Source organism: Anoxybacillus sp. ST70 (assembly GCF_019553625.1).
Lineage (GTDB): Bacteria > Bacillota > Bacilli > Bacillales > Anoxybacillaceae > Anoxybacillus > Anoxybacillus gonensis.
The window spans coordinates 142,355-167,898 of the sequence record NZ_JAHZOF010000007.1 but is presented as its reverse complement, the minus strand read 5'-3'; the positions used below and the strand labels follow the sequence as shown (position 1 = coordinate 167,898).

Here is a 25,544-nt window from a genome sequence, read left to right as displayed (position 1 = left end):
CTCAACTGTAAATACAGCTTGTTGTACCGTCAACATGTGATTCACCTCCTTGTCTATCAATATTCACATCATAGACAGGAAAAGCAAAAAATATTCAGCTCACTTTATGATGTGGCTGAATAGTTACGTTCAATAAGATTTAATAATCTTTCCTTGTTTCCTTCAATTACATTTATAGATTCAAACGAATAATTATTTTGTTCTTTTAACTTATTATCTAAAACAAATACGGTAATATCAATATTCGGCATGTATTCTTTATAATTAATAACTCTTCGATGGACAAATGCATTTCTATAATAATCCCCTTCTTTAGGGTACATATTAGTAATAAGAAGATAATTCATTGTTTTTCCCCTCTTAATCAATTGCATTTAAATTCTAATACTTAACCGAGTCATTCTTTCTTCTTCATTTTTATAAATTCCTCTAGTATCTATTAATTTTTTACCTTCAAATACCCTCGGATTTATCTCCTTAAAATAATCATGATCCACCAGCAACACAACAACATCAGCTTTTTCGATCGCTTCCTCTGTTTTTACAAGTTGGACATTTAATTCTAGTAAATCTTTTGGAAGCTCCTCAATATGTGGCTCAGCTACATATATAGTTTGATCATAAATAGCTGATAATTCTTTTACAATTTTCACAGCTGGGCTCTCTCGTAAATCATCAACGTTTGCTTTAAATGCTAAACCTAGGCATACAATCGTTGGATTTTGAAGATTTTTTGTTACTTCTTTAATTTTTTCAATAACAAAATAAGGCTTAGAGTCATTTACCATACGAGCTGTTCGAATGAGTTTTGCTGTTTCAGGAGCTGCATCCACGATAAACCAAGGATCAACTGCTATGCAGTGCCCACCTACTCCGGGACCTGGCTGCAAAATATTTACACGTGGATGATGATTTGCTAAATTGATTAACTCCCACACATTAATGTTGAGCTCATCACAAATCATAGAGAGTTCATTTGCAAATGCAATATTTACATCACGAAATGCGTTCTCAGTTAATTTTGCTAACTCTGCTGTTCTGGCATTTGTTTCCAAAATTTCCCCTTTAACAAACTTCTTATAGAACTGAACTGTTTTTTTAGTCGATTCTTCATCAATTCCACCGATAATCCGGTCGTTCTCTACTAGTTCTTTCAAAATTTCCCCTGGTAAAACTCGTTCAGGACAATGAGCAACAAAAATTCTGTTCTCACTATTTCCTGTAATATTTAAGTCTGGACGTTCTTCTAAAATCCATTTTGCTACCTTCTCTGTTGTTCCGACAGGACTTGTTGATTCTAAAATAACAATATTTCCTGGTTCTAAGTAAGGGGAAATAGATCTTGTAGCCTGTTCTACGTAAGCCAAATCTGGCTTGTAATTTTCCGTAAAAGGAGTTGGAACAGCAACAACAAAAACATCCGCTTTTTCAGGTAAAGTAGATGCCTGTAAGTTTCCATTATTCACAGCATTTTGCACCATTTTATCCAAGTCTGGCTCATAAATATGCACCTGACCATTATTTATCATATCAATAGCTTTTTGATTTATATCAACACCATGCACTTGAAATTGACTATTCGCCAACAAGGCCGCTGTTGGTAAACCAATATACCCTAAACCAACGACACATACTTTTTGCATTCTATTACCCTCTCTCTTCTTTTTAATAAGCACCATTCGGCTTAATCATTATTACGATTGTCTTAACAATAATCTTTAAATCATATAAGAATGAGCGTTCACGGATATATTGTAAATCTAACTCAACCATATCACGAAACCCTAAGTCATTTCTCCCACTCACCTGCCACAACCCTGTACACCCTGGGGTCACAAGAAATCGCTGTTTGTCGTATTCCGTATACTGCGCTACTTCGCAACGGTGGGCGTGGACCGACAAGACTCATTTCCCCTTTTAATACATTCCATAATTGTGGCAGTTCGTCAATGCTTGTTTTGCGAATAAATTTTCCGATTTTCGTAACGCGCGGATCGTTTTTCATTTTGAACATCGCGCCGGACACTTCGTTGTACTTCAACAATTCCTGTAACTTTTCCTCCGCATCTGTCACCATTGAGCGAAATTTGTACATGTAAAATTCTTTTCCGTCTTTCCCTACACGAACTTGTTTAAAAAAGACAGGGCCTTTTCGATCTTCTAATTTGATTAAAACGGCTACAAGAAAAAAGAGCCATGATAAGGCAATTAAGCCGATCAAAGCTCCTATAATGTCCATCATTCGCTTGGTGATTAAGTAGCTTTTTCTCTCGTTAATGAGTACTTGTTGTGTATATCTTTGTTGGACTTGTATACTGGCAGTATTGCCTGATTGAGCCAACTTCCTTCATCCCCCTTCATTCAGTCACTTTTGCTTCTTTTAATATGTTCTCGATAAATGGAATAAGCTGTTTTTTCAACTCCTCATCTTGCATCGCAAACTCCACCGTCGTCTGGATAAATCCTAGCTTCTCCCCGACATCATATCGCTTGCCTTCGAACTCGTACGCAAACACTCTTTGAATTTCGTTTAGTTGTTGAATCGCATCAGTCAGCTGAATTTCTCCACCTGCCCCTGCTTCTTGCTTGTCGAGAAACATAAAAATTTCTGGTGTTAAAATATACCGTCCCATAATTGCCAAGTTCGATGGAGCAGTTCCCGGGGCTGGTTTTTCGACGAATTGTTTCACTTGATAGCGGCGGCCTTTTTTGTCGAGTGGGTCGATGATGCCATAGCGATGTGTTTCGTCATCTCTGACTTGTTTCACTCCGATGATGGAGCTATGTGTTCGTTCAAATTCGTCCATCAGCTGTTTTAAACAAGGTTTTTCTGCTTGGACGATGTCGTCGCCTAATAGGACAGCGAATGGTTCGTCGCCGATGAATTTGCGTGCGCACCAAACGGCATGGCCGAGTCCTTTCGGCTCTTTTTGGCGAATGTAGTGAATGTCAACTTTGGACGGTTCTTTTACTTTTTCTAGCAAGTCATGCTTCTTGCTTTTTAATAAAGCTTGTTCTAGTTCAAAAGCATGATCGAAATGATCCTCAATCGCGCGTTTTCCTTTTCCTGTGACAATAATAATATCTTCAATACCGGATTCGATCGCTTCTTCGACGATGTATTGAATCGTCGGTTTGTCAACGATCGGAAGCATTTCCTTCGGCATCGCTTTTGTCGCAGGTAAAAATCTTGTTCCAAGCCCGGCAGCTGGGATAATTGCCTTTCGCACCTTTTTCACATAGATCCCTCGCTTTCTAAACTGTACACCCACGTACATGTTATATATGCACAACATATACGTCGATGTACAAAAAATAGCTCCCGTTGAGAGTTAGCCAGGTAGACGTTAAGTTTAACATTTTTTTATGTTCTATAATTCGATCGAGCAGCACATCGTATTTTACCTTTAAATGAGACATCGTTAAGTGGATTGATTCTTTCATAAGTTGTAAATCGTTTAATAGCCACTCTTCCTTGCTGTTTAGTTGCATCAAATGTTGAAGCGTTTGTTCAACACGTTCTAATTACTCATGAATCGGCTGCAGTTCTTCCTTTAACACAGAGCGAAGCACATCTTTTAACTCTTGGTTCATTTGTATTCCCCCTTTGCCGTTTTTTCCATTATAACACGCTTAAAAAGAGAGGTTGGCATTACCCATCCTCACACCGCACCATCGACGACAAGCACCTAAGGTGAGCAGATCGTCATCGTTCCACTCACAGTACGATCAATGGCCTTCATTGATAACGATAAGATATCATACACATATTTAAAACATTCACTAGATTCATTATAACGACAAATACACCCTCTTCTCTACCCTTTTTGTTAATTTATTCCCACAAAAAAGAAAACCGACAGTGCCATGTTCTGCCGGTTAATGAATCGTTTCTTCGTTATGTCCTTCTTCTCCAATGATTCGTTTTGCTTGTGCGATGATATCATTCACTTCAGCAACGGTATATTCTCGATCTGGGAGCGGACGGTCATATGCTTGATAATATAAAATTTCTGCTAGTTTTCGTTGCTTTTCGCTCGCTCGTTTCGTTAGCTTTTCTTTTTTTTTAATTCTTGTTGGAGACGTTCGATATGATATTTTGCTTCTAACTTGCAGCCGTAAGGGAAATCGTCGATGCCGAGCCGTTCAACGAGACGGTTAATTTCTGCGATTTGTTCGTCTGTTGGAGGTTCGTTGACGAGTTGGTCGATAATTTCGTTAATGCGCGCAGCGAGCTGTTCATGAAATTGTGGGTTTGTTTTGATCGCATCGTCTAATTCTGCAAACCATGTTGCTTTATTGTACAAATAATGGCGCCACTGTTCCATCAATGTTGCCGCATCGTATTTCGTTTCATCCCAACCGATTGTTTCCATATATCGTTCAAATACTTTTTTAATCGACAGCGTCATGTTCATTTTCATGCGATGAGGAAGCTGTTTTAACATATATAAAAACCCTCCATATCATTATCGTCAACCGTTAATGTATCATAAAGAAACGTGTGTTGACAAAGTTTTTTTATAACTTTGCTAGATGTTATAGGAAGGGAGGGAATAAAAAAACGCAAGAGGAAATCTCTTGCGCTTATTCGTCCGTATTGTCTGCATCGTTCATATCTTCAGCGTCTTCAACAGCGTCTTCTTCATCTGGGACCGCATCGTTTTCATCGTCGCCGACACCTTCATTTGTGTCTTCGCCTGGCTGCATTTCTTCTTGGTTGTTCATGTCGTTATCTGTATCGTCATTGTTACAACCGGTCACAACCATGATGGCAATGAGCGCGCTAAGTAGTTTAAATAGCCATTTTGTTTTCATCGTTGTTCTCCTTTCTGTCATGTATGTAATCACTTATAACATGTCCAGAAAGGGGACCGGTTATACATTATTTTTCTCCAAGCGCAAACATGATTTCTGTTTCGCAAACGAGTTCGCCATCGACTGTGGCGATGCCCTTTCCTTTGCCGATGGCGCCTTTAAAGCGAATCATTTCGACTTCTAAACGAAGTTGATCGCCCGGTTTCACTTGCTTTTTAAATCGGCAGTTGTCGATGCCTGTGAAAAAGGCGAGACGGCCGCGATTTTCTTCCTTCATTAACATCGCGACAGCCCCAACTTGTGCGAGCGCTTCAACAATTAATACGCCCGGCATCACAGCATATTCAGGAAAATGACCGACAAAAAAATGCTCGTTTGCACTGACGTTTTTAATGCCGACGGCTCGCTTTCCTTCTTCCACTTCAACGATGCGATCAACGAGTAAAAATGGATAGCGATGTGGGATAATTTGTTGAATTTGTTGCATATCAAGCATATGTGATTCCTCCTTTATAAAAAAACGGAAGGATCTCCCTTCCGTCGTTTGCTTTCAATGTATCATGTTTTTCAGTGGTCTGTCCACTACTGTTTTTCGATTAAATCGATAATATGTTGCCATGTTGTTGGTTTTAGTGCATCCAACGGCTTGCCGCCGCCGATCACACCGTAACCGATCATCGCCCCGATCGCCCCGCTTAGCACCACGAGAGCAACCACAATGATGAGGCGAAGCCAAATCGGAATGAGGCGACGGCGCGGACGACGAAGTGAACGTTTTTGTTTTTCCTCCATCTTCTTCCCTCTCTATGAACGAATACCGTTAATCAGCCCCATCATTTGATCCGATAATGTAATCGCCCGAGCATTAAACTGATATGACCGTTGAGTGATCATCAGTTCGCTCATTTCTTTCGGTAGTTCCACGTTCGATTGTTCAAGGGCATATTGTTGCATCGAGATCGAGGTACGGTTGTTGTTAGCTAAATTGACGACCGCATTCGGCGCACTTACATCAGCTGGGAAAGCAAATCGGTTTTCGCCGAGCGCTTGCATGAGCTGCGGACGTGTCACATATGAAACACCAATGTTTACCGTCTGCATTACGTTTCCGTTTGGCGCAATGAATTGCATCGTGCCGTTTTGATTGACTTGAATATTTTTAAACCCTTCGCGCACGGTAATCGGTTCATCGTTTTCATCGAGCACCGCATAACCATCTGCTGTTACAAGCATCAGTTCATCTGGATTGTTCGCGGACGGACTAAGGTAAAACGCACCATCGCGCGTATATTGAATCCCACCATCGACAAAAATGCGAAAAAACTGTCCTTCTTTTGTGAAGGCGAGATCGAGCGGGCGATCTGTTTTCACAACGAGCCCTTGTTTCATTTGCATATGTGTCGATGCTATTTTCGCTCCGACGCCAAGGCGAAGACCGTCAGGCGTGAAGCGTGGTGCTTCGTCTGTTTTTGGCAAGTTTTGAAATTGTTGAGCAAGCAGTTCGCCAAATACGGCATCGCGCTTTTTAAATCCAGTCGTATTGACGTTTGCGATATTATGGCTAATGACGTCAAGCTGTTGTTGTAGTTGGTTCATTGTATTGGCGGCAGTAATCATTGAGCGCAACATACGTATCCTCCTACTTTAAGCGACCAATTTCGTTGGCTGCTTTGTCCATACTTTTATCGTACGCTTGTAAAATTTTTTGGTTCGCCTCAAACGCTCGGTAAGCTGAAAGCATATCTGTCATCGCGCGAGACAAATCGACGTTCGAGCGCTCAATATATTGTTGGCGAATCGTATACGTCTCAGCAAGCGGAAGCTCCCCTTCTGCTCGGAATAAACCGTTTCCTTCTTTCGCAAGCGATTGAACGTTTGCCGCATAAGCGATGCCAAGGCGCGCGATCGTTTCTTCGCCTTTTGTGATCGTGCCGTCTTCACGTACTGTAAACTGCTCATCGCCTACTTGAATGCGGTTACCGCTTTCATCAAGCACGTAAAAGCCGTCCGTCGTCGTTAAAAACCCGTCTGCATCTATGGTGAAATGACCATTCCGCGTATAACGAACGTCGCCTGATTCATTTTGTACGATAAAAAACGATGTGCCTGTCCCATCAACGATCGCGATATCGGTGTTATTGCCTGTTTCGCGTATATCCCCTTGAGTAAAGTTTGGCACAAGCTCTTGCACGTACACACCTGTCGATAACGGACCGATATATGTACGATCACGCCACGTCGGTTTTTTTTCAGTCGGAATCGTCATTTGTTGAATACGATGCATGAGCATATCTGGAAAAGCTCTTAATGACGCTTGATCGGCTTTGTAGCCTGGCGTATTGGCGTTTGCGATATTGTTCGTTATCATTTCAATGCGACGCTGTTGAGAAAGCATGCCTGAAGCAGCTGTATATAGTCCGCGAAACATAAAACGTCCTCCCCAATCGTTTTTACACTACTTCCATTATAAAAGAAAAAGGGGAAAAAAGCGAATAGGTACCATTTCCCAATGGCACCTATACAGGTTGACGATACGGAGCTTTGTCAATGTTATCAAGCATTAAACCTGTGCCGATCGCCACGCAATCCATCGGATTTTCCGCGATAAAGACAGGCACTTTCAGCTCTTGCGCAAGCAGTTGATCGATGCCGTGAAGCAACGCCCCGCCGCCTGTCAAGAAAATGCCGCGGTCGATAATGTCTGCCGATAATTCCGGCGGTGTGCGCTCAAGGACGCTTTTTGCCGTTTGGACGATCGTATATACCGTTTCGCGTAGCGCTTTTTCAATCTCGCCAGAACGAATCGTAACCGTTCGTGGCAACCCTGTCACTAAATCGCGACCGCGAATGTCCATCGCTTCATCGCGAGCGTTCGGGAATACCGTAGCGATGTTTATTTTAATTTCTTCCGCTGTTCGCTCACCGATTAATAGTTTATATTCTCGTTTAATATAACTTAAAATTTCTTGATCAAATTTATCGCCCGCTACTTTAATCGATGCAGATGTGACGATATCACCCATCGATAAAACAGCAACGTCCGTCGTGCCGCCACCGATGTCGATGACCATGTTTCCAGAAGGTTGGAAAATATCCATTCCTGCACCGATCGCGGCCACTTTCGGCTCTTCTTCTAAGTACACTTTTTTGCCGCCACTTTTTTCTGCTGCTTCTTTAATCGCTTTCCGTTCTACCGATGTAATGTTTGTTGGGCAACAAATTAAAATGCGCGGTTTCGCAAACCATCCTTTTAAGTTAAGTTTGCTTAAAAAATGTTTCAGCATCGCTTCTGTAATTTCAAAATCCGCAATGACACCATCTTTTAACGGACGGATGGCAACAATATGCCCAGGCGTACGTCCGACCATGCGCCGCGCTTCTTCCCCTACCGCTAACACCCGCTTCGTATGTTGATCAATCGCTACCACAGAAGGTTCGTTTAATACAATGCCTTTTCCTTTCACATAAATCAACACGTTCGCCGTGCCGAGATCGATGCCGATATCTCTTGCTAAAAACATGTATGTTCCTCCTTGCCATTTCTCCTAATAAAATATTCTACCACAACGATGACGAAAAAAAGAGAATATTTTTGACAAGGGGAACAACAAATTTACGTCGCTTGCTCCGTTTCTTTTTTATACTTTTTCTTCGTCGCTTCTCCTCCACGCAAATGGCGAATGGATTTATGGTAATCTAAAATTTCTTTTACTTCATTCGCTAATTCGGGGTTAATTTCCGGGAGCCGTTCCGTTAAGTCTTTATGCACGGTGCTTTTGGATACACCGAACTCTTTCGCGATGACGCGAACGGTTTTTCTCGTCTCCACGATATACTTGCCAATCTTGATTGTACGCTCTTTGATGTAATCGTGCACACTGCTCGCCCTCCCTAAGTTGGATGTGAGAAGTGTGAAATGAGACGTATAAGGCGTTTATCGCAGTGGCGTTTACTCGTTCATAACGAAATCGTCAATCTCATCTATTAATCGTTCATCTCACCTCAAACACCCTCGTTGTTCAAGTTTGTAATAGTGTATTAGGGAAGGAGAAAATATATTCCATAAAAAAGCGAACAGATGAGCATTTTGCCCATCTGTTCATGTTCTTGCCATTCCGATCGAAGCATCTGGAACAGTGCTTGACGGATCGCTTTCTTGTTCATCTGTTTTGTTTTGATTTGTTTCTTGTTGTTCCGTTTGTTGTTCTTTCGTTTCTAATGCGCTAAGCGGTTGATCGAAGTAAGCGACCGGATTGACAGCTTGCCCATCTTTCCGAATTTCAAAATGGACGTGGACGCCTGCTTCTTTATTAAACTCGTTTGTTCCGGCCTTTGCGATCACTTGTCCTTGTTTTACTGTATCGCCTGCTTTCACTTGTACGTCTTTTAATGATTGATATATCGTTACAACGCCACGATCGTGTTGAATATGAACGACGTAACCAAAGAGCGGGTCTTTTTCTGCTTTCACGACCGTTCCGCTTAACGATGCGGTCACATCAAAGCTTTCGCCGTTTTTCATCGCGATGTCGACACCTTTGTTCGGATAATATTCATCATTATAAGAGACGAGAGCAGCTTCTTGTTCTTCGGCTGATGCATTAAAGTCGTAAAACGGTTTTGCGATTTCGACAGCGTTTGGATCAAGGACAGGCATCGCGATTTGTTCAACTGCTTGTTGGACAGGAACAGATTCTTGTTCGTTTACAGCTGTGCCCGGTTTTGTTTCATCAACAGGCGGTTGCACGATATCGTTTGTTTTGCTTTGGAACCAAAGCACACCTGTTAAAATGAGCGCTGCGCTTAACAAATAAATCGAAGGAACAACCCAACGTTTACGGAACAACTTTGAAACTTTTTTGTTTTCTTCTTTCATGTTCATCACCTCAGCAACCATTGTGAACAGAAAGAAGAACATTTATACACAAGAAAATAAAAAAATTTGCCGCTTCAAAATTTTGAAGCGACAAGTGACACATCGTGAATTTGTACTCCGCGATAATAATATTGGACAATTTCTTTATACGTTTTTCCTTGCTTTGCTAAAAAGTTCGCCCCGTATTGACTCATCCCAACGCCGTGACCGTATCCTTTCGTCGTGACGACAATGTTGTTTCCTTGCCTTGTCCATGTAAAATCCGTTGATTTTAATTGCAGCTTTTCGCGCACTTCCCGTCCGGTCAGCTGTTTTCCATTAATATCGACAAGAGCGACCCGTTTTCCCGGCGTGCGCGCGAGCACTTTGCCGACTGATCCGTCTTTTGGCAATTTTACACCGAGCCGCTGTTCAAATTCGCGCACAGATAGCGTCACTTGTTCGTAAAATTTTGGCGACTGTGCATCCCACGGGCTCTCCACGCTCGTTAAATAAGGGAAAGCGTTTTGCCAATACGCTTCTGAATTTTCCGTATAGCCGTTGCTTGTGGAAAAAAACGCGGCTTCAATCGGCTCATTGTTGTACGTTAAAATTTGTCCGCGCGTCGCCTCGACCGCTTCTTTAATTTTCTTTATTTTCCATTCGTAACTGATTCCCCATCGTTCCTTCAACTGCTCGTCGTTATAATACACTTGATGCATAACCGTATCGGTCACGTTCGCTCCTTCAGGCAGTTGAATGGGTTGATTATGCATCAACTGTTTAACGATATACGTTCTTGCGGTAAGCGCTTGAGCTTTTAACGCTTCCATTTCAAATTCCGCTGGCATTTCCGCCGCTACAACGCCAACGACATATTGCTCAAGCGGAAGCCGTTCGACCTTTTTCTCTTTACTTCTGTACACTGCCACTTCCACGATCGGTTCGTCGCGCGCTTGAACGGACTGCGGTTCGGCCGGAAGGGGTGTGTCTTCCTTTTCCCCAAACGCTAAAACGACTAATGCAGGAATAAGTAAAATAAGTGTAAATAACGCAACGGTCGCAATCATCCATTGTCGCAAATGCCATCCCCCCTTTATCATTATTAAACTGTATGCAGGAGGACAAGCATATATGCAAAAACGACCATTAGCTTTTCGCAAACGGTCGTTTTCTCAAAGTTATCCAATATCTGTAACTTGTTTTTCTACCGTGTCGATATGTTCGCGTACACGTTCAATATCCGCCCCTAAAGCAGCTAACTTCTCATGGAAGCGAACGTAACCGCGATCTAAATGTTTCAGCTCAGTTACACGCGTATATCCTTCTGCCACTAATCCAGCTAAAATAAGCGCTGCCGCAGCACGCAAGTCCGTTGCCGCCACTTCTGCCCCTTGCAAGCTGCACGGACCGTTAATGATGACCGAACGGCCTTCAATCTTCACATCCGCGTTCATGCGACGAAATTCTTCAACGTGCATAAAGCGGTTTTCAAATACTGTTTCTGTCACCATGCTTGTGCCTTCCGCTTTCATAAGCAGCGCCATCATTTGCGACTGCATATCCGTTGGAAAACCGGGATGTGGCATCGTTTTTACATCGACCGCTTTTAGCTTGTCAGGAGCAATGACGCGCAAACCGCTGTCTTCTTCAATAATGGTGACACCCATTTCCTCAAGTTTGGCGATCAACGACGTTAAATGTTCTGGCACCGCACCTTGTACGAGGACGTTTCCTCCTGTAATCGCAGCGGCAATCATAAATGTTCCTGCTTCAATGCGATCAGGAATAACGGTATGTTGTGCACCATATAATGTAGTAACACCTTCAATGCGAATCGTGCCTGTTCCTGCACCGCGCACTTTTGCGCCCATCGCATTTAAAAAGTTCGCTAAATCAACAATTTCTGGTTCTTTTGCGCAGTTTTCAATAATTGTTGTTCCTTCTGCCAAAACGGCAGCCATCATAATGTTTTCTGTCGCACCGACACTTGGGAAATCTAAATAAATTTTTGCCCCGCGCAATTTTCCGTCCACTTCAGCGTCGATGAAACCGTTGCCGATTTTCACCGTCGCACCCATCGCTTCAAATCCTTTTAAATGTTGGTCAATTGGTCTTGACCCGATCGCACAGCCACCCGGTAGTGCGACACGTGCGCGACCTTTGCGCGCAAGCAATGGACCCATTACTAATACAGATGCTCTCATTTTTCGTACATATTCAAATGGAGCTTCAATACTTAGCTCTCCAGATGCATCGACGACGATGGTGTTTTTGCCAACCGTCACGTCTGCTTGTAAGTGACGTAACACTTCGCTAATCGTATATACATCGGAGAGTTCAGGTACATCGTAAATGACGCTTTTTCCTTCACTCGCTAATAATGTTGCGGCGATGACAGGCAACACAGCGTTTTTCGCACCTTCCACTTTCACTGTGCCGCTCAACCGCTTCCCGCCGCGGACGATGATTTTTTCCAAGGCATTCCCCTCCGCGTCCAAAGTCTCTATATTAATATTCAGCTGTTATGATTGGGGTGCCAATGACAACGGTCGTTCGCGCGCCCAATCCGTTTTGTCGTAACGCCAGTTGAAGATTCATTTGTTGTTGTCCGACAGAAAGTGATGTCTTCCACTGCTCAGTATATGCTGAGACGGAGACAAATGTCTCTTCACGTAATGATTCAATCGGTTGCGCTTGAAAGGAAGCAAGCAAGCGAACCGCCTTGTCAAACAAAACACCTTTCATCTTACCATCGAATTCCCCTGTAATACAAGTGAAAAATGTAGGTTTTACGAATAATTTTGTCGTTTGTCGGACGAGCGTGCGTTCGAGTTGTTTATTCCACGTTGAACCGGTTGCTTCGTATAAAATAATGACTGCTGGATGATGAGCGACCGTGATGAGTTGAATCGTTTCAACGTAAGCGGAGGTTTCACGTTTGCCAATCATCTTGTGCGGTTCAACTGTCCAATGGAAAGAGGACCATGTTCTCACGTATTGTTGGATCCAGTTGTGAGGGTCTTTTGTAAGCACTTGCTCTTTGGCGTAGACGTTCCATCGTTTGGGGTGAATATGATGGGCTTCAAATACGCCGAGCATGTCGTTTATTTTCGTTATTTCTCTTTCGACACGTTCATCATCATACATCCGATAACCACTTAATAACAAACAAAAAATAACGAGTGCCAACCATCTTTTTCTCATCTCTTTTCCCTTCCTCTCCTTAGCTTTTATTGTTGCCAGATCGGAAGGGAACATACGTGAAAAAAATCGACAACGCTCGCGCTTAAAGTAAAAATGGCAATTGGCGTGACCAACGTAAATAATCTAAAAAGAAATTGCTCACTAACGAGCCGATCGCAATCGTTATTAAAATGTAAAAGACGCGCGCTTGAACGATGCGATTCGGTTTAAAAATTACTTCCAGTCGAACAGCTTGCAACGTCCACCACGTCACCGTAATAAAAAATACATGCGATAATAAACTAATTAACGCTTCTTGTCCGAATGTTTCCATCTTTATCTCTCCTCACATAAAAAAATGGAAGGGTACACCCCTTCCATTATACGTCTTACTGAAGAAAATCGCTAAAATGTTCAAATGGCGCAAGCCAATCGTAGGCGATGTTTGGAAATACCCCTAACAACACCGTACCGATGATACAAATGACAACAACAGCAATGACACCAGGCGGCCATTGTAATCGATGCGTATGTTCGACAGGTCGGAAAAACATTTGCACGAAAATGCCAAAGTAATATACGTACGAAATGACGGTTGTCACTACCATGATTGATGCAAGCACGTAATGAGCGGGTTCAACGACAAATGCGCCGAGGAAAATGTTCATTTTTCCGATAAACCCCGCTGTCCCAGGAATTCCTGCAAGCGATAGTAAAAAGATCGTCATCGCTACCGCCATGAACGGCGAGCGCCGATACAAGCCAGCAAATATGCTAATGTCTTCGTCATCATGATGTTGAGAAACGACTTGCAAAATCGCAAACGCCCCGATCGTCATGAATACGTACGCAAACAAGTAAAACCAAATCGCTTCAAACATAAACATCGATAAGCTTGCGAAAGCAACTAACACGTATCCAGCATGTGCGATGCTCGAATATGCTAGCATGCGCTTAACGTTTCGTTGCCGAAGCGCCATCGTATTGCCGATGATCATCGTTGCTCCTGCTAAAAAGGCGATATATGGCGCAAGCGTCATGAGCATCGAAGCCGAGCTTCCTGTTGGCGTTTGCGCAAAGACGGAAACGATGACACGCAAGACGATGACAAATCCAGCTGTTTTAGAGACGACGCTTAAAAAAGAAACAACAGGCGTCGCCGCACCTTGATATACGTCAGGTGCCCACATATGAAACGGAGCCGATGCCAATTTAAACGATAACCCGACGAAGGTAAGCAAAAAGGCGAGCGATAAAATGTATTGATGGTTTTCATCGTACGTGCTCGCAAGCTGCCCGGCAATTTCTTTTATATTTGTCGATCCGGTGAAGCCGAATATGTAGCTCATCCCAAACAACGTAATCGCCGTTGCAATACCTCCGGTAATGACGTATTTTAACGCCGCTTCGTTTGCGAGTGTATGTTTTTTCCGAATCGCGACGAGAATATAAGAAGAAATCGACAATAGCTCAAGCCCGACAAACAATGTAATGAGATCGCCGCTTGATGCCATCATCATTGCGCCGAGAAGCGCTGTTAAAAATAAGTAATAAAATTCGCCACGATATGCGATGCGCTCTTTTGGTTCATAATGAATCGAAAGCAACAACACGAGCGCACTACCAATCAGCAATAACGCTTTAAACGATTTGGCAAACGAATCGAGGCGGAACGTATCGCCTAAAATGGATGTGACATCACTCGTCCATAAACCGAGCAATGAAACGAATGAAACGGCGATGCCAACAAAAGCGAATAAACCAAGCAGTTGCCGATTTCGGTTTTCCGGCATAAATAGGTCGATGAGCGAGAGCGCAACGGCTACGCCGAGAATAATAAATTCCGGCATCATGACGCCCCATTCATAGCTAAGTAATGTTTCGAAATCCATCTCATCAACCCCCTAACCCGTTCATCATCGTTTCAATCGTCGTTTGTAGCGGCATCGCCAAGACGTTCGGATATACCCCGATGATGACAATAAGCAACAGTAAACTAATCGCTGGTACCCATTCTATGCCACGCAAATCGGAAACGTTTGTCACCTTTGTTTGCCCGAATGTCATGCCGAGAACAGCACGTAATAAATACACAGCTGTCATAATAATGCCGAGCGTACCGATCGCAGCGAGCAAAGGTTCTGCTTGAAATGCGCCAACGAACGCCATAAATTCGCTAATAAACCCAGACGTTCCTGGCAAACCGAGCGAAGCCATCGCCCCAGCAAGAATAAATCCTGATACATAAGGCATTGTTTTCGCCAACCCACCTAAACGAGCGAGCGTCGTCGTGCGCGTTCTTTCGTACATGACACCGACGAAGAAGAATAAAAACGCAGCGATAAATCCGTGTGACACCGCTTGGAAAATCGCTCCTTGTATTCCTGCCTCAGTGAGCGAACCGAGCCCGATTAATACAATGCCCATATGCGACACGCTCGAATAAGCAAGCACCATTTTAAAATCGGTTTGTCTCAGTGCTAAAAACGCACCGTACAACAAGTTGACGACACCTAAAACGATGAGCCATGTCGAAAATTGTTGGAATTGCCCGGGAAATAATCCGAACGCAAAGCGAACAAGACCAAAAGCACCAATTTTTAACAAAACTCCTGCGTGTAGCATAACGACAGATGGTGGCGCTTGTACGTGCACGTGCAACATCCAGCGATGAAGCGGCACGATTGGTAGCTTGACCCCAAAGGCGATGAGCAGCGCAAGAAACAACCCGTAGCGAAGCGCGTCGGAAATTGGCGAAATCGTTTGTGCCATCGGATCCGTTAATATGTGGTGCAGCTCAGCGATATTCGATGTGCCCGTGCGCGCAAACAAGACGGCAATGACGATCAATAAAACGGCTGAACCGAGCCCGTTATAAATTAAATAGCTATATGCCGCTTTTTCTTTTTCGAAATATCCCCATTTTCCGATGAGGAAAAACATCGGAATGAGCGTCAGCTCGAAAAAGATGAAAAAGAGCACAAGGTTGCTTGCGGCAAACACGCCGAGCATACCAATTTCAAGCAATAAAAATAGTTGAAAATATCCTTTCCATTCTTTTTGAATGGACATCGAAGCAATCGCAGCGAGCGTTGCTAAAACGGTCGTCAAAACGATCATAACAAGTGCAAAACCGTCAACATGAAGTTCATATGCGACAGTAAAATCTGTTTCCTTTAAAAATGGAAACTCGCCAAATTGAATCCATGACCGTTTTTCCGCTAATTTGCTTATATCATAGCCGTTTTGATATTGCCAAAACGCAAATAACGATAAACATAACGATGGCAACGTCGCTAAAACACCAAGCCATTTAATCGCTTTTTCTTGTTCTTTCGAAAGGAGCGAAAGAACGAGTATGCCTAAAAGCGGGGAGAAAATTAAGAGCGATAAAAAGTATGGCTGCATTATAAATACCCCCCTGTCACCGCAAAAATGACGACGAGAATCGCTAAAGCAACAATCGTCACCGTACCGTACATTTGTACTTGACCGTTTTGTAAACGTGAGCCGATGCGTCCAATGCCGCGCGCTGTTGCAGCAAATAGTTGAGCCACTCCTTCGATGAGGAAACGGTCGATATACTCAAACAATAAACTAATGAATGACGTTGCACGGATGACTGTCAATCCGTAAAACTCATCGATGTAATATTTGTTCATGAGCACATTGTACGTCATTGGAAAACGTGACGATAGCCAGTCGCGAGCAATGGCACGTTTACCATATATGAGCCATGCAAGAGCAATTCCGCATAAAGAAACAACGGTCGCTACAATCATAATCCAACTCGGACCTTCCGTATGTGCATGCCAGTTCGTTCCTTCTGTCAACCACTCGCCTAAAAACGCTCCCCACGGTGTTTGAACATAACCCGAAACGACGGCCAACGCACCGAGGACGATCATCGGAAACACCATGACCATCGGTGATTCGTGTACACCATCATTTGCCGTCCGCGCTTCTCCCGCAAACACGAGGAAAAATAAACGAAACATATAAAACGCTGTGAAAAAGGCAGCGATAACAGCGACAACAAATAAACCGACATGCCCGTGCGTCCACGCCGCAATTAAAATTTCATCTTTGCTGAAAAAGCCTGAGAAAAACGGAAATCCGCTAATAGCTAACGTTCCGATTAAAAAGAGCGGAGCGGTCCATTTCATTTTTTTCCATAACCCGCCCATTTGTTCAATGTTTTGCGTATGCACCGCATGAATGACACTACCTGCCGCTAAGAAAAGGAGCGCTTTAAAAAAAGCGTGTGTCATTAAGTGAAAGACGCCTGCCACGTACCCAGCAGAGCCGAGCGCTAACATCATGTAACCGAGCTGGCTAACAGTCGAATAGGCAAGCACGCGTTTAATATCCGTTTGCACTAGGCCGATGGACGCTGCAAAAATGGCGGTAAATCCTCCGACGTAAGCAACGGTCGTCATCGCAACTTCACTTGCTTCGTAAAGCGGAAACAACGTCGCAACTAAATATACCCCGGCAGCAACCATCGTTGCCGCATGAATTAATGCCGAGACAGGCGTCGGCCCTTCCATCGCATCTGGAAGCCACGTATGAAGCGGAAATTGACCGGATTTCCCGATCGCACCGATAAAAATGAGAATGGCGCTTAACGTCATGATTGTCGTTGAAACATCCCCTTGTTGTAACGCAGCAAAAATAGCTTCATATTCAAAACTTTTTACTTCAAGGAACAATAAAATCATGCCGATCAATAAGCCAACATCCCCGATGCGCGTCATAATAAACGCTTTTTTCGCCGCAGCTTTCGCTTCTTCTTTGTAAAAATAAAATCCGATGAGTAAGAACGAGCCGAGACCGACAAGTTCCCAAAAAATATACGTTTGCAGTAAATTTGGTGATACGACGAGCCCGAGCATCGCGAATGTAAACAAACCTAAGTAGGCGTAAAATACCGGGAAGCGCTCATCACCGTGCATATATCCTTTCGCATACGTATGTACGAGAAAGCTAACAAGCGATACAACAACGAGCATGAGCGCATTGAGTGCGTTCACTTCAAAGCCGACAGTCAAATGCACATCCCCAATTGTCAACCATGTGTATGCTTGTTTATATGTTGGCTCCGTCCAGCGCTCGTACAACGTTCCGAGGGCGAAGACGAGCGAAAGAAGCGTCAACAACATTCCGACATACGCGCTTCGTTCTTTTAACTGCTTGCCCACAACAAGCAGCACAACAAACGAGACGAACGGAAAAAGCGGTATGAGCCATGCGTTTTCCATCATCGTTCAATCATCCCCTTTTTCAGGTGCATTTATATGTAACCCCTTTGTTTCCCATCCTTTATCGTTTCATCGAATCGACTTCATCAATATGAATCGTTTTGCGATTGCGGTATAACGCAATTAAAATAGCTAACCCGACTGCTGCTTCCGCTGCGGCAACAGTAATGGTAAAGAGCGAAAATACTTGACCTGTAATGCCTGGATTTACCCCGTATTTGCTAAATGCAACTAAGTTGACGTTTACGGCATTTAACATGAGCTCGATACAAATAAGCACAATGACTGTATTGCGTTTCGTTAACGCTCCGTACAATCCGATGCAAAACAATAAAAGCGCAAATACGAGATAGGCGGATAACGGTACATTCATTCTCCCGCCTCCTTATCATCTTTTTTCGCTAAAATGACGGCGCCAATGAGTGCGACGAGCAATAAAACGGACGCAAGTTCAAACGGAATGACGTACTTCGAATAGAGCGCGATTCCGATTTGTTCCGTATTTTTATCATGAAGCCCAACCGCTTCGCTGCCAAAGTCAAGCGTGCGAATGCCGATGTACATCACCGCACCAAAAGCAACCGTACCAAGTAGGGCGAATGCTTTTCGAAGCGGGCTGCCTGTCGATTGGCCGTCATCTTGATGACGCGTAAGCATAATCCCGAACAACATAATAATTGTAATCGCACCAGAGTAAATCAGTACTTGGACGGCCGCTACAAATTCAGCCGATAAAAGAACGTAAATGCCGGCGATACTGACGAACGTAAAAACGAGCGCGACGACCATATGAACAACTTTGTTTAAATTTAACATAAACACGCCGCCGCCAAGCGCAATGAGCGCAAGAACGAAAAATGCGAGATATTGTCCACTCATGGCTTATTCACCTTCCGCACGTTCGTATCGTTTTCATCAAGCCACGTTAAATCTTTAAATAATTCATCGCGGCTATATTCCGCTAATTCAAAGTTGTTCGTCATCACAATCGCCTCAGTCGGACATACTTCCGTACATAAATCGCATAAAATACAAATTTCAAAGTTAATGTCATACGTATCAATAATTTTTCCTTTTTTCGTCGGATCCGGATGTTTTTTGCCCGTCAGCTGAATACAGTCGGTCGGGCAAATGTTTGCGCACTGATTACAAACGATACATTTTTCCGGATAAAACTTTTGAATGCCGCGAAAGCGATCCGGAAGCGGAAGCGATTCATTCGGATAATCGTACGTCACTTTTTCTTTTGTTAAGTTTTTCAGCGTATACGCTAATCCTTTCATTAAACCGAGCATTTCTGCCCACCCACCTTTTTATTTAAAAAAATAGTTGTTTCACAAGAGCTGTGACAAAAATATTGACGAGCGCAACAGGCAATAACACTTTCCAACCAAACTCCATCAATTGATCGGCACGCACACGCGGAAACGTAATGCGAAACCAAATAAATAAGAAGACGACAAGACTAAACTTTAACGCAAACCAAACGGCCCCTGGAATAAAGTCGAGAAACGGAAGCGGATGCCATCCTCCTAAAAAGAGCACCGTCGTTAATGCTGCCATCGCAAAAAAGTACACGTACTCTGCGAGCATAAAAAACGCCCAGCGGAATCCAGAATATTCAACATGGAATCCTGCAACAAGTTCCGATTCCGCTTCCGGCAAGTCAAACGGCGTTCGGTTTAACTCCGCCACAGCGGCAATAAGAAAAACGAGAAAGCCGATCGGCTGTACAACGATAAACCATACATCTTTTTGCGCTTCGACAATGTCGTTTAAGTTTAAGCTTCCCGACAACAAAATGACACCAATGACAGACATGACAAGCGGCACTTCGTATGAAATCATTTGCGCAGCTGCGCGCATGCCGCCAAGCAGGGCATATTTGTTGTTCGATGCCCATGCGCCTGTCACCACTCCGATTGTCGTTAATCCGGAAACGGCGATGTAATACAATAGCCCGACGCCAATATCAGCAAATTGCAACGCATCGGTAAACGGCAGTGCGGCAAGCACCATAAATGCAGGGGCAAACGCGATGACCGGTGCTAAAATAAACAACGGGCGATCGGCTGCTTTTGGAATCGTATCTTCTTTTAACAATAGCTTTAAAACGTCAGCCACCGTTTGCAGCAACCCCCAGCGTCCTCCAACTTGGTTCGGACCGATGCGGCCTTGCATAAATCCCATCACTTTTCGTTCCGCTAAAATGCCATACGTGACAAATCCTAATACAACGAGCAATAGTCCAACGCCAATCGCAAAGAAAATGGCGACATTCGTCCAGCTTGGCGTCGACTGCAAAAGTTGTTCCATCATCATCCATCGACCTCCCCAAGCACGATATCAATCGCGCCAAGTATCGCAATTAAATTCGCGATATTTTCCCCTTTTAATAGTTTTGGAAGGATTTGTAAATTATAAAATGACGGTCGACGGAATTTTAAGCGATACGGCTCTTTTTTCCCGTCGCTCGCAATATAACAACCGATTTCCCCACGCGGTGACTCGATGCGCACATACGCTTCTCCCGGTGGCGCTTTAATAATTTTCGGCACTTTCGCCATAATCTCGCCGTCATCTGGAAACTGCTCGCACGCCTGCTCGATAATACGAAGCGATTGTTCAATTTCAGCAAGTCGGCACTCATAGCGCGCAAAACAATCTCCTTCTGTACGTACAGGAACATCGAAATCAAATCGATCATAAATAGAATATGGTTCATCTTTTCGTAAATCCCATTTCACACCAGTACAACGCAAATTGACGCCGCTTAGCGAATATGCTAACGCCTCTTCTTTCGTGTACTTGCCAACTCCGATGACACGGTTGCGGAAAATTTCATTTCCCGTGACAAGTTCATGGTAGCCTTCTAGCTGTTTGCGCATATATGGAACGAACTGTTTTACTTTATCAATCCATCCGTCTGGCGCATCCCATTTCACGCCGCCCACACGCATGTAGTTAAACGTTAAGCGCGCACCTGATAGTTCATTTAATAGATTAATAATCATTTCCCGCTCACGAAACGCATATAAAAACGGACTGACTGCACCAATATCAAGCAAATACGTTCCCCACCAAACGAGGTGGCTCGCAATGCGACCGAGCTCCATCGCAAGCACGCGTAAATACTCGGCACGCTCCGGCACTTCAATGCCCATCATCGTCTCTACTGCGTGACAAATGACGTAGTTGTTCGTCATCGCTGATAAATAGTCCATGCGATCAGTGTATGGGATGATTTGTGTATACTGCAAATTTTCTGCGATTTTTTCTGTCCCGCGATGAAGATAACCGATGACAGGAGTCGCTTCCTTAATGATTTCCCCATCGATTTTTAACACGAGACGAAACACGCCGTGTGTGCTCGGATGTTGCGGTCCGACGTTTAAAAGCATCTCCTCTGTTCTCAGCACGCCTTAACCCTCCATATCGTACGGCTCGTAATCTTTCCGAAGCGGATAGCCGACCCAGTTTTCCCCTAAGAAAATGCGAATGAGTTGCGGATGACCTTCAAAACGAATGCCAAGCAAATCATACGCCTCACACTCCGGCCAATTTGCTCCTGGCCAAAGCGGAACGAGCGAGTCAATGACCGGTTGATCGCGATCAATTTTTACTTTCAACGCAACTGATTGGCGATTTTTATACGAATATAAGTGCACATACACTTCCATATGCGTTTGAAAGTCTGTTCCGTGCAATTCTGATAAATAATCAAAACTTAGCTGCTCATTATATTTTAAAAACTCAGCCACTTTAAAATATGTATCTTTTTTTACAACGAGCGTCGGCACGTCTTTCGACAAACGATTGATGTAAGCGTTTTCTAATACATCTTTTCCGAGATGTTCTTCAATGACTTTAACGTATTTGTCGAGATATGGCTGATTTGGTGACGGCTTTTCCTCTTTTTCTTCAGCGACATCTGCACTTTTTGCTTTTGCTGCCGCTGCGGCTTTCGCCTTCGCTGCTGCCGCCGCTTTTTTCTTCGCCAATTCTTCTTCGCTTAATTCCCCTGACTCTGCCGCTTTTTGTTTTGCTAACGCTGCGGCTTTCGCTTTCGCTGCTGCCGCTGCTTTTTTCTTCGCCAATTCTTCTTCGCTTAATTCCCCTGACTCTGCCGCTTTTTGTTTCGCTAACGCTGCGGCTTTCGCCTTCGCTGCTGCCGCTGCTTTTTTCTTCGCCAATTCTTCTTCGCTTAATTCCCCTGACTCTGCCGCTTTTTGTTTTGCTAACGCCGCGGCTTTCGCTTTCGCTGCTGCCGCTGCTTTTTTCTTCGCCAATTCTTCTTCGCTTAATTCCCCTGACTCTGCCGCTTTTTGTTTCGCTAACGCTTCAGCTTTTGCTTTCGCTGCTGCTGCTGCTTTTTTCTTCGCTAGCGCAAGGTCTTCTTCACCTTCGAGCGGAGGCTCAGTTTGTTCCGCTGCTTGCTTCGTCGCAAGACGCTCTTTCGCTAATTGTTTCGCCCGTTCCGCCGCCTCTTTTTTTAGTTGCTGTAAATCTTTTTCATCCATAACTTACAGCACCTTCTTTCCTGTTTTCGCTTCGTAGCGAATTTTTTCTTTCAGTTTGTTAATGCCATAAATTAATGCAGCTGGATTTGGCGGACAGCCTGGAATATATACGTCAACCGGTACAATTTGATCAACACCTTTTACGACGCAATACGATTTTACATACGGCCCACCTGCTGTCGCACAAGAACCCATCGCAATCACCCATTTCGGTTCAGGCATTTGATCATATAAACGGCGAACGATTGGCGCCATTTTTTTCGTCACCGTTCCTGAGACGATCATGACGTCGGATTGGCGAGGCGACGTACGGAAAAAAGAACCAAAACGATCTAAATCGTAATGCGAAGAGCCAACCCCCATCATTTCAATCGCACAACAGGCAAGACCGAACGTGAGCGGCCATAATGAGTTGCTGCGCGCCCATGCTTTGAGCTGTTCTAACGTCGTTAAAAAAACGTTGCGACGCATTTCTTCCATTTCTTGATCTGATACGTTCAATAATTTTACATCCATTTTAACACCTTCTTCTTCCAAGCATACACAAGTCCAATCAACAACATGACGACGAAAATGAGCATTTCAATGAGCGCAAATGCACCAAGCTTTTCAAACGCCACCGCCCACGGATATAAAAATACCGTCTCTACGTCAAAAATGACGAACAATAACGCAAAAATGTAATACCGTATGTTAAACTGCACGCGTGAATCGTGGAACGGATCTAATCCGCTTTCGTACGTTGTTTGTTTCGCTGCATTTGGCGCATGTGGACGAAGAAAACGCCCCGCCGTGAGTGCAACGATTGGAAGTAAAATGCCTAAACAAAGAAACACAAAGACGACTACATAACTGTTTACATAAACGTTCAACGATGTCCCACCCCTTTGTGACTTTATACACATTTTTCAAAAACGTCATACTATTACGACTGTAACCGATAACATTATATCACTTCTTCACATATGTGTCGATAAAACTTGTTCCAAAAATAAACAAAAAAACCCTAAGAGACGATGCTCCTAGGGTTAAAAATTGCGATTCGCAACATTTAAACGGTTAATCGCACGACGTAAAGCTAATTCCGCCCGTTTATGATCAATATCATCTTGTTTCGCTTGCAAGCGGCGTTCAGCCCGCTCTTTCGCCGCTTTTGCGCGCGCAACGTCAATACTTTCTGCTCGTTCTGCTGCTTGCGCTAAAATCGTCACACGATCAGGGCGAACTTCTAAAAAGCCACCGCTCACCGCCACGAGCTCAGTCGCGTTTCCTTTTTTTAAACGAACCGCGCCAATTTCTAGCGGTGCGACCATCGGAATGTGCCCTGGCAACACGCCGAGTTCGCCGCTTTGCGCTTTAGCGCTTACCATTTCCACATCCGCTTCATACACTGGGCCGTCCGGAGTTACGACACTGACTTTAATCGTCTTCATGAAAAAATCCTCCTCGGTCCCTTATTAAACTTCTACGCCCATTTTTCTCGCTTTTTCAATTACTTCTTCAATGCGGCCAACTAAGCGGAACGCATCTTCTGGAAGATGGTCATATTTTCCTTCCAAAATTTCTTTAAAGCCACGAACTGTCTCTTTTACAGGTACGTATGAACCTGGTTGCCCTGTAAACTGTTCAGCGACGTGGAAGTTTTGTGATAAGAAGAACTGAATGCGACGAGCGCGATGAACGACAAGTTTATCTTCTTCTGAAAGCTCATCCATACCAAGAATGGCGATAATGTCTTGTAATTCTTTATAGCGTTGCAACGTTTGTTGCACTTTGCGCGCCACTTGGTAATGCTCTTCTCCAACAATTTCTGGTGAAAGCGCACGAGATGTCGATGCAAGCGGGTCTACCGCTGGGTAAATACCCATCTCTGATAATTTACGCTCTAAGTTTGTTGTCGCATCTAAGTGTGCGAACGTTGTCGCTGGTGCTGGGTCAGTGTAGTCGTCCGCTGGAACGTAAATCGCTTGGATCGACGTAACCGAACCGACAGCTGTTGATGTAATACGCTCTTGTAATTGACCCATTTCTGTCGCAAGTGTTGGTTGGTAACCTACCGCTGAAGGCATGCGTCCTAATAGGGCAGAAACTTCTGAACCTGCTTGCGTGAAACGGAAAATGTTGTCGATGAAGAACAATACGTCTTGTCCTTGCTCATCACGGAAATATTCCGCCATTGTTAATCCTGTTAACGCAACGCGCATACGTGCTCCAGGCGGCTCGTTCATCTGACCGAATACCATCGCTGTTTTGTTAATAACGCCAGAGTCTTTCATTTCATGGTACAAGTCGTTTCCTTCGCGCGTACGCTCACCAACGCCGGCGAATACAGAAATACCACCGTGCTCTTGCGCGATGTTGTTAATTAACTCTTGGATTAAAACCGTTTTTCCTACTCCTGCACCACCGAACAAACCGATTTTTCCACCTTTAATATAAGGGGCAAGAAGGTCTACAACTTTAATCCCTGTTTCAAGAATTTCAACTTGTGTTGAAAGTTGTTCGAATTTTGGTGCTGGACGGTGAATTGCATCGCGACGAGCGTCTGCTGGAATATCTTCTCCTAAGTCAATCGGCTCTCCTAATACGTTAAATACGCGTCCGAGCGTGACTTCACCGACAGGAACAGAAATCGGTGCTCCCGTATCGATGACTTCCATTCCACGCACTAATCCGTCAGTCGTTGACATCGCAATTGTGCGCACTGTGTCGTCCCCAAGGTGAAGGGCTACTTCTAACGTTAAGTCGATATCGACTTCTTTTTCGTTACGCGCTTTATGTTTAATTTTTAGGGCGTTGTAAATCGCAGGTAAGTGTCCGTCTTCGAACTTTACGTCTACAACAGGACCCATAACTTGAATAACGCGTCCTTTTGCCATCGTTTTCCCTCCTAACTAACTGCTT

The 25,544-nt window shown here is 44.0% G+C and carries 29 protein-coding genes and 1 pseudogene; all 30 read right to left on the bottom strand.

The features are described from left to right. Window positions 1-104 precede the first annotated feature (104 nt). The 30 genes and pseudogenes from K1I43_RS11015 to atpD all read right to left on the bottom strand — a co-directional run bounded on the left by K1I43_RS11015 (window position 105) and on the right by atpD (window position 25,519). On the bottom strand, window positions 105-347 hold the full coding sequence (locus tag K1I43_RS11015; protein WP_033383644.1) for a hypothetical protein: 243 nt from the start codon (window positions 345-347) through the stop codon (window positions 105-107). A 27-nt stretch (window positions 348-374) separates the two neighbouring features. Then, the gene (wecC, locus tag K1I43_RS11010; protein WP_019418611.1) at window positions 375-1,643 is read right to left on the bottom strand and encodes a UDP-N-acetyl-D-mannosamine dehydrogenase; all 1,269 of its coding nucleotides are present in this window, start codon (window positions 1,641-1,643) and stop codon (window positions 375-377) included. Between the two features lie 22 nt (window positions 1,644-1,665). Beyond that, a pseudogene (locus tag K1I43_RS11005) lies at window positions 1,666-2,314 on the bottom strand (sugar transferase). A 43-nt stretch (window positions 2,315-2,357) separates the two neighbouring features. After that, window positions 2,358-3,239, bottom strand: a complete 882-nt coding sequence (gene galU, locus K1I43_RS11000) for a UTP--glucose-1-phosphate uridylyltransferase GalU (RefSeq protein ID WP_026011864.1) — start codon at window positions 3,237-3,239, stop codon at window positions 2,358-2,360. Between the two features lie 810 nt (window positions 3,240-4,049). Then, window positions 4,050-4,448 (bottom strand): hypothetical protein, encoded by a 399-nt coding sequence (locus K1I43_RS10995; protein ID WP_019418613.1) that lies wholly within the window; start codon window positions 4,446-4,448, stop codon window positions 4,050-4,052. A gap of 139 nt (window positions 4,449-4,587) precedes the next feature. Beyond that, on the bottom strand, window positions 4,588-4,818 hold the full coding sequence (locus tag K1I43_RS10990; protein ID WP_009361897.1) for a hypothetical protein: 231 nt from the start codon (window positions 4,816-4,818) through the stop codon (window positions 4,588-4,590). Window positions 4,819-4,885: 67 nt separating this feature from the next. Then, window positions 4,886-5,314 (bottom strand): 3-hydroxyacyl-ACP dehydratase FabZ, encoded by a 429-nt coding sequence (fabZ, locus tag K1I43_RS10985; protein ID WP_019418614.1) that lies wholly within the window; start codon window positions 5,312-5,314, stop codon window positions 4,886-4,888. A gap of 86 nt (window positions 5,315-5,400) precedes the next feature. Beyond that, window positions 5,401-5,610 carry a DNA-directed RNA polymerase subunit beta gene (locus tag K1I43_RS10980; protein ID WP_019418615.1) on the bottom strand — a complete coding sequence of 70 codons (210 nt, stop codon included), beginning with the start codon at window positions 5,608-5,610 and terminating at the stop codon, window positions 5,401-5,403. Between the two features lie 12 nt (window positions 5,611-5,622). Further along, window positions 5,623-6,447, bottom strand: coding sequence for a flagellar hook-basal body protein (locus tag K1I43_RS10975; protein ID WP_019418616.1), 825 nt, complete (start codon window positions 6,445-6,447; stop codon window positions 5,623-5,625). Window positions 6,448-6,457: 10 nt separating this feature from the next. After that, window positions 6,458-7,246: a flagellar basal-body rod protein FlgF gene (gene flgF, locus K1I43_RS10970; RefSeq protein ID WP_019418617.1), complete on the bottom strand. Its 789-nt coding sequence runs from the start codon at window positions 7,244-7,246 to the stop codon at window positions 6,458-6,460. A gap of 88 nt (window positions 7,247-7,334) precedes the next feature. Beyond that, entirely contained in the window at window positions 7,335-8,339 is a 1,005-nt protein-coding gene (mreB, locus tag K1I43_RS10965; protein ID WP_019418618.1) for a rod shape-determining protein, read from the bottom strand. A 92-nt stretch (window positions 8,340-8,431) separates the two neighbouring features. Next, window positions 8,432-8,695, bottom strand: coding sequence for a sporulation transcriptional regulator SpoIIID (gene spoIIID, locus K1I43_RS10960; protein WP_003396966.1), 264 nt, complete (start codon window positions 8,693-8,695; stop codon window positions 8,432-8,434). 222 nt (window positions 8,696-8,917) lie between these two features. Continuing rightward, complete coding sequence (spoIIQ, locus tag K1I43_RS10955; RefSeq protein ID WP_033383645.1) at window positions 8,918-9,694, bottom strand: stage II sporulation protein SpoIIQ; 777 nt, start codon at window positions 9,692-9,694, stop codon at window positions 8,918-8,920. 74 nt (window positions 9,695-9,768) lie between these two features. Next, entirely contained in the window at window positions 9,769-10,776 is a 1,008-nt protein-coding gene (spoIID, locus tag K1I43_RS10950) for a stage II sporulation protein D (RefSeq protein WP_033383646.1), read from the bottom strand. 78 nt (window positions 10,777-10,854) lie between these two features. Further along, on the bottom strand, window positions 10,855-12,153 hold the full coding sequence (gene murA / locus K1I43_RS10945; protein WP_026011866.1) for a UDP-N-acetylglucosamine 1-carboxyvinyltransferase: 1,299 nt from the start codon (window positions 12,151-12,153) through the stop codon (window positions 10,855-10,857). Window positions 12,154-12,184: 31 nt separating this feature from the next. Beyond that, window positions 12,185-12,880, bottom strand: coding sequence for a YwmB family TATA-box binding protein (locus K1I43_RS10940; RefSeq protein WP_009361906.1), 696 nt, complete (start codon window positions 12,878-12,880; stop codon window positions 12,185-12,187). An 82-nt stretch (window positions 12,881-12,962) separates the two neighbouring features. After that, window positions 12,963-13,193 (bottom strand): DUF1146 family protein, encoded by a 231-nt coding sequence (locus K1I43_RS10935; protein WP_009361907.1) that lies wholly within the window; start codon window positions 13,191-13,193, stop codon window positions 12,963-12,965. Window positions 13,194-13,248: 55 nt separating this feature from the next. After that, window positions 13,249-14,751: an NADH-quinone oxidoreductase subunit NuoN gene (nuoN, locus tag K1I43_RS10930; protein ID WP_019418621.1), complete on the bottom strand. Its 1,503-nt coding sequence runs from the start codon at window positions 14,749-14,751 to the stop codon at window positions 13,249-13,251. 4 nt (window positions 14,752-14,755) lie between these two features. After that, window positions 14,756-16,267 (bottom strand): NADH-quinone oxidoreductase subunit M, encoded by a 1,512-nt coding sequence (locus K1I43_RS10925; RefSeq protein WP_019418622.1) that lies wholly within the window; start codon window positions 16,265-16,267, stop codon window positions 14,756-14,758. After that, window positions 16,267-18,123: an NADH-quinone oxidoreductase subunit L gene (nuoL, locus tag K1I43_RS10920; protein WP_019418623.1), complete on the bottom strand. Its 1,857-nt coding sequence runs from the start codon at window positions 18,121-18,123 to the stop codon at window positions 16,267-16,269. The genes K1I43_RS10925 and nuoL overlap by 1 nt, the downstream gene beginning before the upstream one ends. A 58-nt stretch (window positions 18,124-18,181) precedes the next feature. After that, window positions 18,182-18,493 (bottom strand): NADH-quinone oxidoreductase subunit NuoK, encoded by a 312-nt coding sequence (gene nuoK, locus K1I43_RS10915; RefSeq protein WP_009361911.1) that lies wholly within the window; start codon window positions 18,491-18,493, stop codon window positions 18,182-18,184. After that, entirely contained in the window at window positions 18,490-18,999 is a 510-nt protein-coding gene (locus tag K1I43_RS10910) for an NADH-quinone oxidoreductase subunit J (RefSeq protein WP_009361912.1), read from the bottom strand. The genes nuoK and K1I43_RS10910 overlap by 4 nt, the downstream gene beginning before the upstream one ends. After that, window positions 18,996-19,415 (bottom strand): NADH-quinone oxidoreductase subunit NuoI, encoded by a 420-nt coding sequence (nuoI, locus tag K1I43_RS10905; RefSeq protein WP_019418624.1) that lies wholly within the window; start codon window positions 19,413-19,415, stop codon window positions 18,996-18,998. The genes K1I43_RS10910 and nuoI overlap by 4 nt, the downstream gene beginning before the upstream one ends. A 22-nt stretch (window positions 19,416-19,437) precedes the next feature. Beyond that, complete coding sequence (nuoH, locus tag K1I43_RS10900; RefSeq protein ID WP_026011867.1) at window positions 19,438-20,439, bottom strand: NADH-quinone oxidoreductase subunit NuoH; 1,002 nt, start codon at window positions 20,437-20,439, stop codon at window positions 19,438-19,440. Continuing rightward, entirely contained in the window at window positions 20,439-21,539 is a 1,101-nt protein-coding gene (locus tag K1I43_RS10895; RefSeq protein ID WP_009361914.1) for an NADH-quinone oxidoreductase subunit D, read from the bottom strand. The genes nuoH and K1I43_RS10895 overlap by 1 nt, the downstream gene beginning before the upstream one ends. A 3-nt stretch (window positions 21,540-21,542) precedes the next feature. Continuing rightward, window positions 21,543-22,640, bottom strand: coding sequence for an NADH-quinone oxidoreductase subunit C (locus tag K1I43_RS10890; protein WP_220382663.1), 1,098 nt, complete (start codon window positions 22,638-22,640; stop codon window positions 21,543-21,545). Between the two features lie 3 nt (window positions 22,641-22,643). Beyond that, entirely contained in the window at window positions 22,644-23,156 is a 513-nt protein-coding gene (locus K1I43_RS10885) for a NuoB/complex I 20 kDa subunit family protein (protein ID WP_006319894.1), read from the bottom strand. Further along, window positions 23,147-23,545, bottom strand: coding sequence for an NADH-quinone oxidoreductase subunit A (locus K1I43_RS10880; protein ID WP_019418627.1), 399 nt, complete (start codon window positions 23,543-23,545; stop codon window positions 23,147-23,149). The genes K1I43_RS10885 and K1I43_RS10880 overlap by 10 nt, the downstream gene beginning before the upstream one ends. A gap of 123 nt (window positions 23,546-23,668) precedes the next feature. After that, the gene (locus tag K1I43_RS10875) at window positions 23,669-24,073 is read right to left on the bottom strand and encodes a F0F1 ATP synthase subunit epsilon (RefSeq protein WP_019418628.1); all 405 of its coding nucleotides are present in this window, start codon (window positions 24,071-24,073) and stop codon (window positions 23,669-23,671) included. Window positions 24,074-24,097: 24 nt separating this feature from the next. Next, window positions 24,098-25,519, bottom strand: a complete 1,422-nt coding sequence (gene atpD, locus K1I43_RS10870; RefSeq protein WP_009360959.1) for a F0F1 ATP synthase subunit beta — start codon at window positions 25,517-25,519, stop codon at window positions 24,098-24,100. Window positions 25,520-25,544 lie beyond the last annotated feature (25 nt).

Coding starts and splice junctions, on each gene's coding strand:
- K1I43_RS10975 (WP_019418616.1), bottom strand. CDS start 6,447: ATGTTGCGCTCAATGATTACTGCCGCCAATACAATGAACCAACTACAA.
- nuoI (WP_019418624.1), bottom strand. CDS start 19,415: ATGCTCGGTTTAATGAAAGGATTAGCGTATACGCTGAAAAACTTAACA.
- nuoN (WP_019418621.1), bottom strand. CDS start 14,751: ATGGATTTCGAAACATTACTTAGCTATGAATGGGGCGTCATGATGCCG.
- K1I43_RS10910 (WP_009361912.1), bottom strand. CDS start 18,999: ATGAGTGGACAATATCTCGCATTTTTCGTTCTTGCGCTCATTGCGCTT.
- K1I43_RS10880 (WP_019418627.1), bottom strand. CDS start 23,545: ATGTGTATAAAGTCACAAAGGGGTGGGACATCGTTGAACGTTTATGTA.
- wecC (WP_019418611.1), bottom strand. CDS start 1,643: ATGCAAAAAGTATGTGTCGTTGGTTTAGGGTATATTGGTTTACCAACA.
- nuoL (WP_019418623.1), bottom strand. CDS start 18,123: ATGATGGAAAACGCATGGCTCATACCGCTTTTTCCGTTCGTCTCGTTT.
- K1I43_RS10995 (WP_019418613.1), bottom strand. CDS start 4,448: ATGTTAAAACAGCTTCCTCATCGCATGAAAATGAACATGACGCTGTCG.
- flgF (WP_019418617.1), bottom strand. CDS start 7,246: ATGTTTCGCGGACTATATACAGCTGCTTCAGGCATGCTTTCTCAACAG.
- nuoK (WP_009361911.1), bottom strand. CDS start 18,493: ATGAATGTACCGTTATCCGCCTATCTCGTATTTGCGCTTTTATTGTTT.
- K1I43_RS10885 (WP_006319894.1), bottom strand. CDS start 23,156: ATGGATGTAAAATTATTGAACGTATCAGATCAAGAAATGGAAGAAATG.
- K1I43_RS10890 (WP_220382663.1), bottom strand. CDS start 22,640: ATGGATGAAAAAGATTTACAGCAACTAAAAAAAGAGGCGGCGGAACGG.
- K1I43_RS10925 (WP_019418622.1), bottom strand. CDS start 16,267: ATGCAGCCATACTTTTTATCGCTCTTAATTTTCTCCCCGCTTTTAGGC.
- K1I43_RS10990 (WP_009361897.1), bottom strand. CDS start 4,818: ATGAAAACAAAATGGCTATTTAAACTACTTAGCGCGCTCATTGCCATC.
- fabZ (WP_019418614.1), bottom strand. CDS start 5,314: ATGCTTGATATGCAACAAATTCAACAAATTATCCCACATCGCTATCCA.
- K1I43_RS10980 (WP_019418615.1), bottom strand. CDS start 5,610: ATGGAGGAAAAACAAAAACGTTCACTTCGTCGTCCGCGCCGTCGCCTC.
- K1I43_RS10935 (WP_009361907.1), bottom strand. CDS start 13,193: ATGGAAACATTCGGACAAGAAGCGTTAATTAGTTTATTATCGCATGTA.
- K1I43_RS11015 (WP_033383644.1), bottom strand. CDS start 347: ATGAATTATCTTCTTATTACTAATATGTACCCTAAAGAAGGGGATTAT.
- K1I43_RS10940 (WP_009361906.1), bottom strand. CDS start 12,880: ATGAGAAAAAGATGGTTGGCACTCGTTATTTTTTGTTTGTTATTAAGT.
- spoIID (WP_033383646.1), bottom strand. CDS start 10,776: ATGATAAAGGGGGGATGGCATTTGCGACAATGGATGATTGCGACCGTT.
- spoIIQ (WP_033383645.1), bottom strand. CDS start 9,694: ATGAAAGAAGAAAACAAAAAAGTTTCAAAGTTGTTCCGTAAACGTTGG.
- atpD (WP_009360959.1), bottom strand. CDS start 25,519: ATGGCAAAAGGACGCGTTATTCAAGTTATGGGTCCTGTTGTAGACGTA.
- nuoH (WP_026011867.1), bottom strand. CDS start 20,439: ATGATGGAACAACTTTTGCAGTCGACGCCAAGCTGGACGAATGTCGCC.
- K1I43_RS10875 (WP_019418628.1), bottom strand. CDS start 24,073: ATGAAGACGATTAAAGTCAGTGTCGTAACTCCGGACGGCCCAGTGTAT.
- mreB (WP_019418618.1), bottom strand. CDS start 8,339: ATGTTTTTAGCAAGAGATATCGGCATCGATCTCGGCACGGCGAACGTG.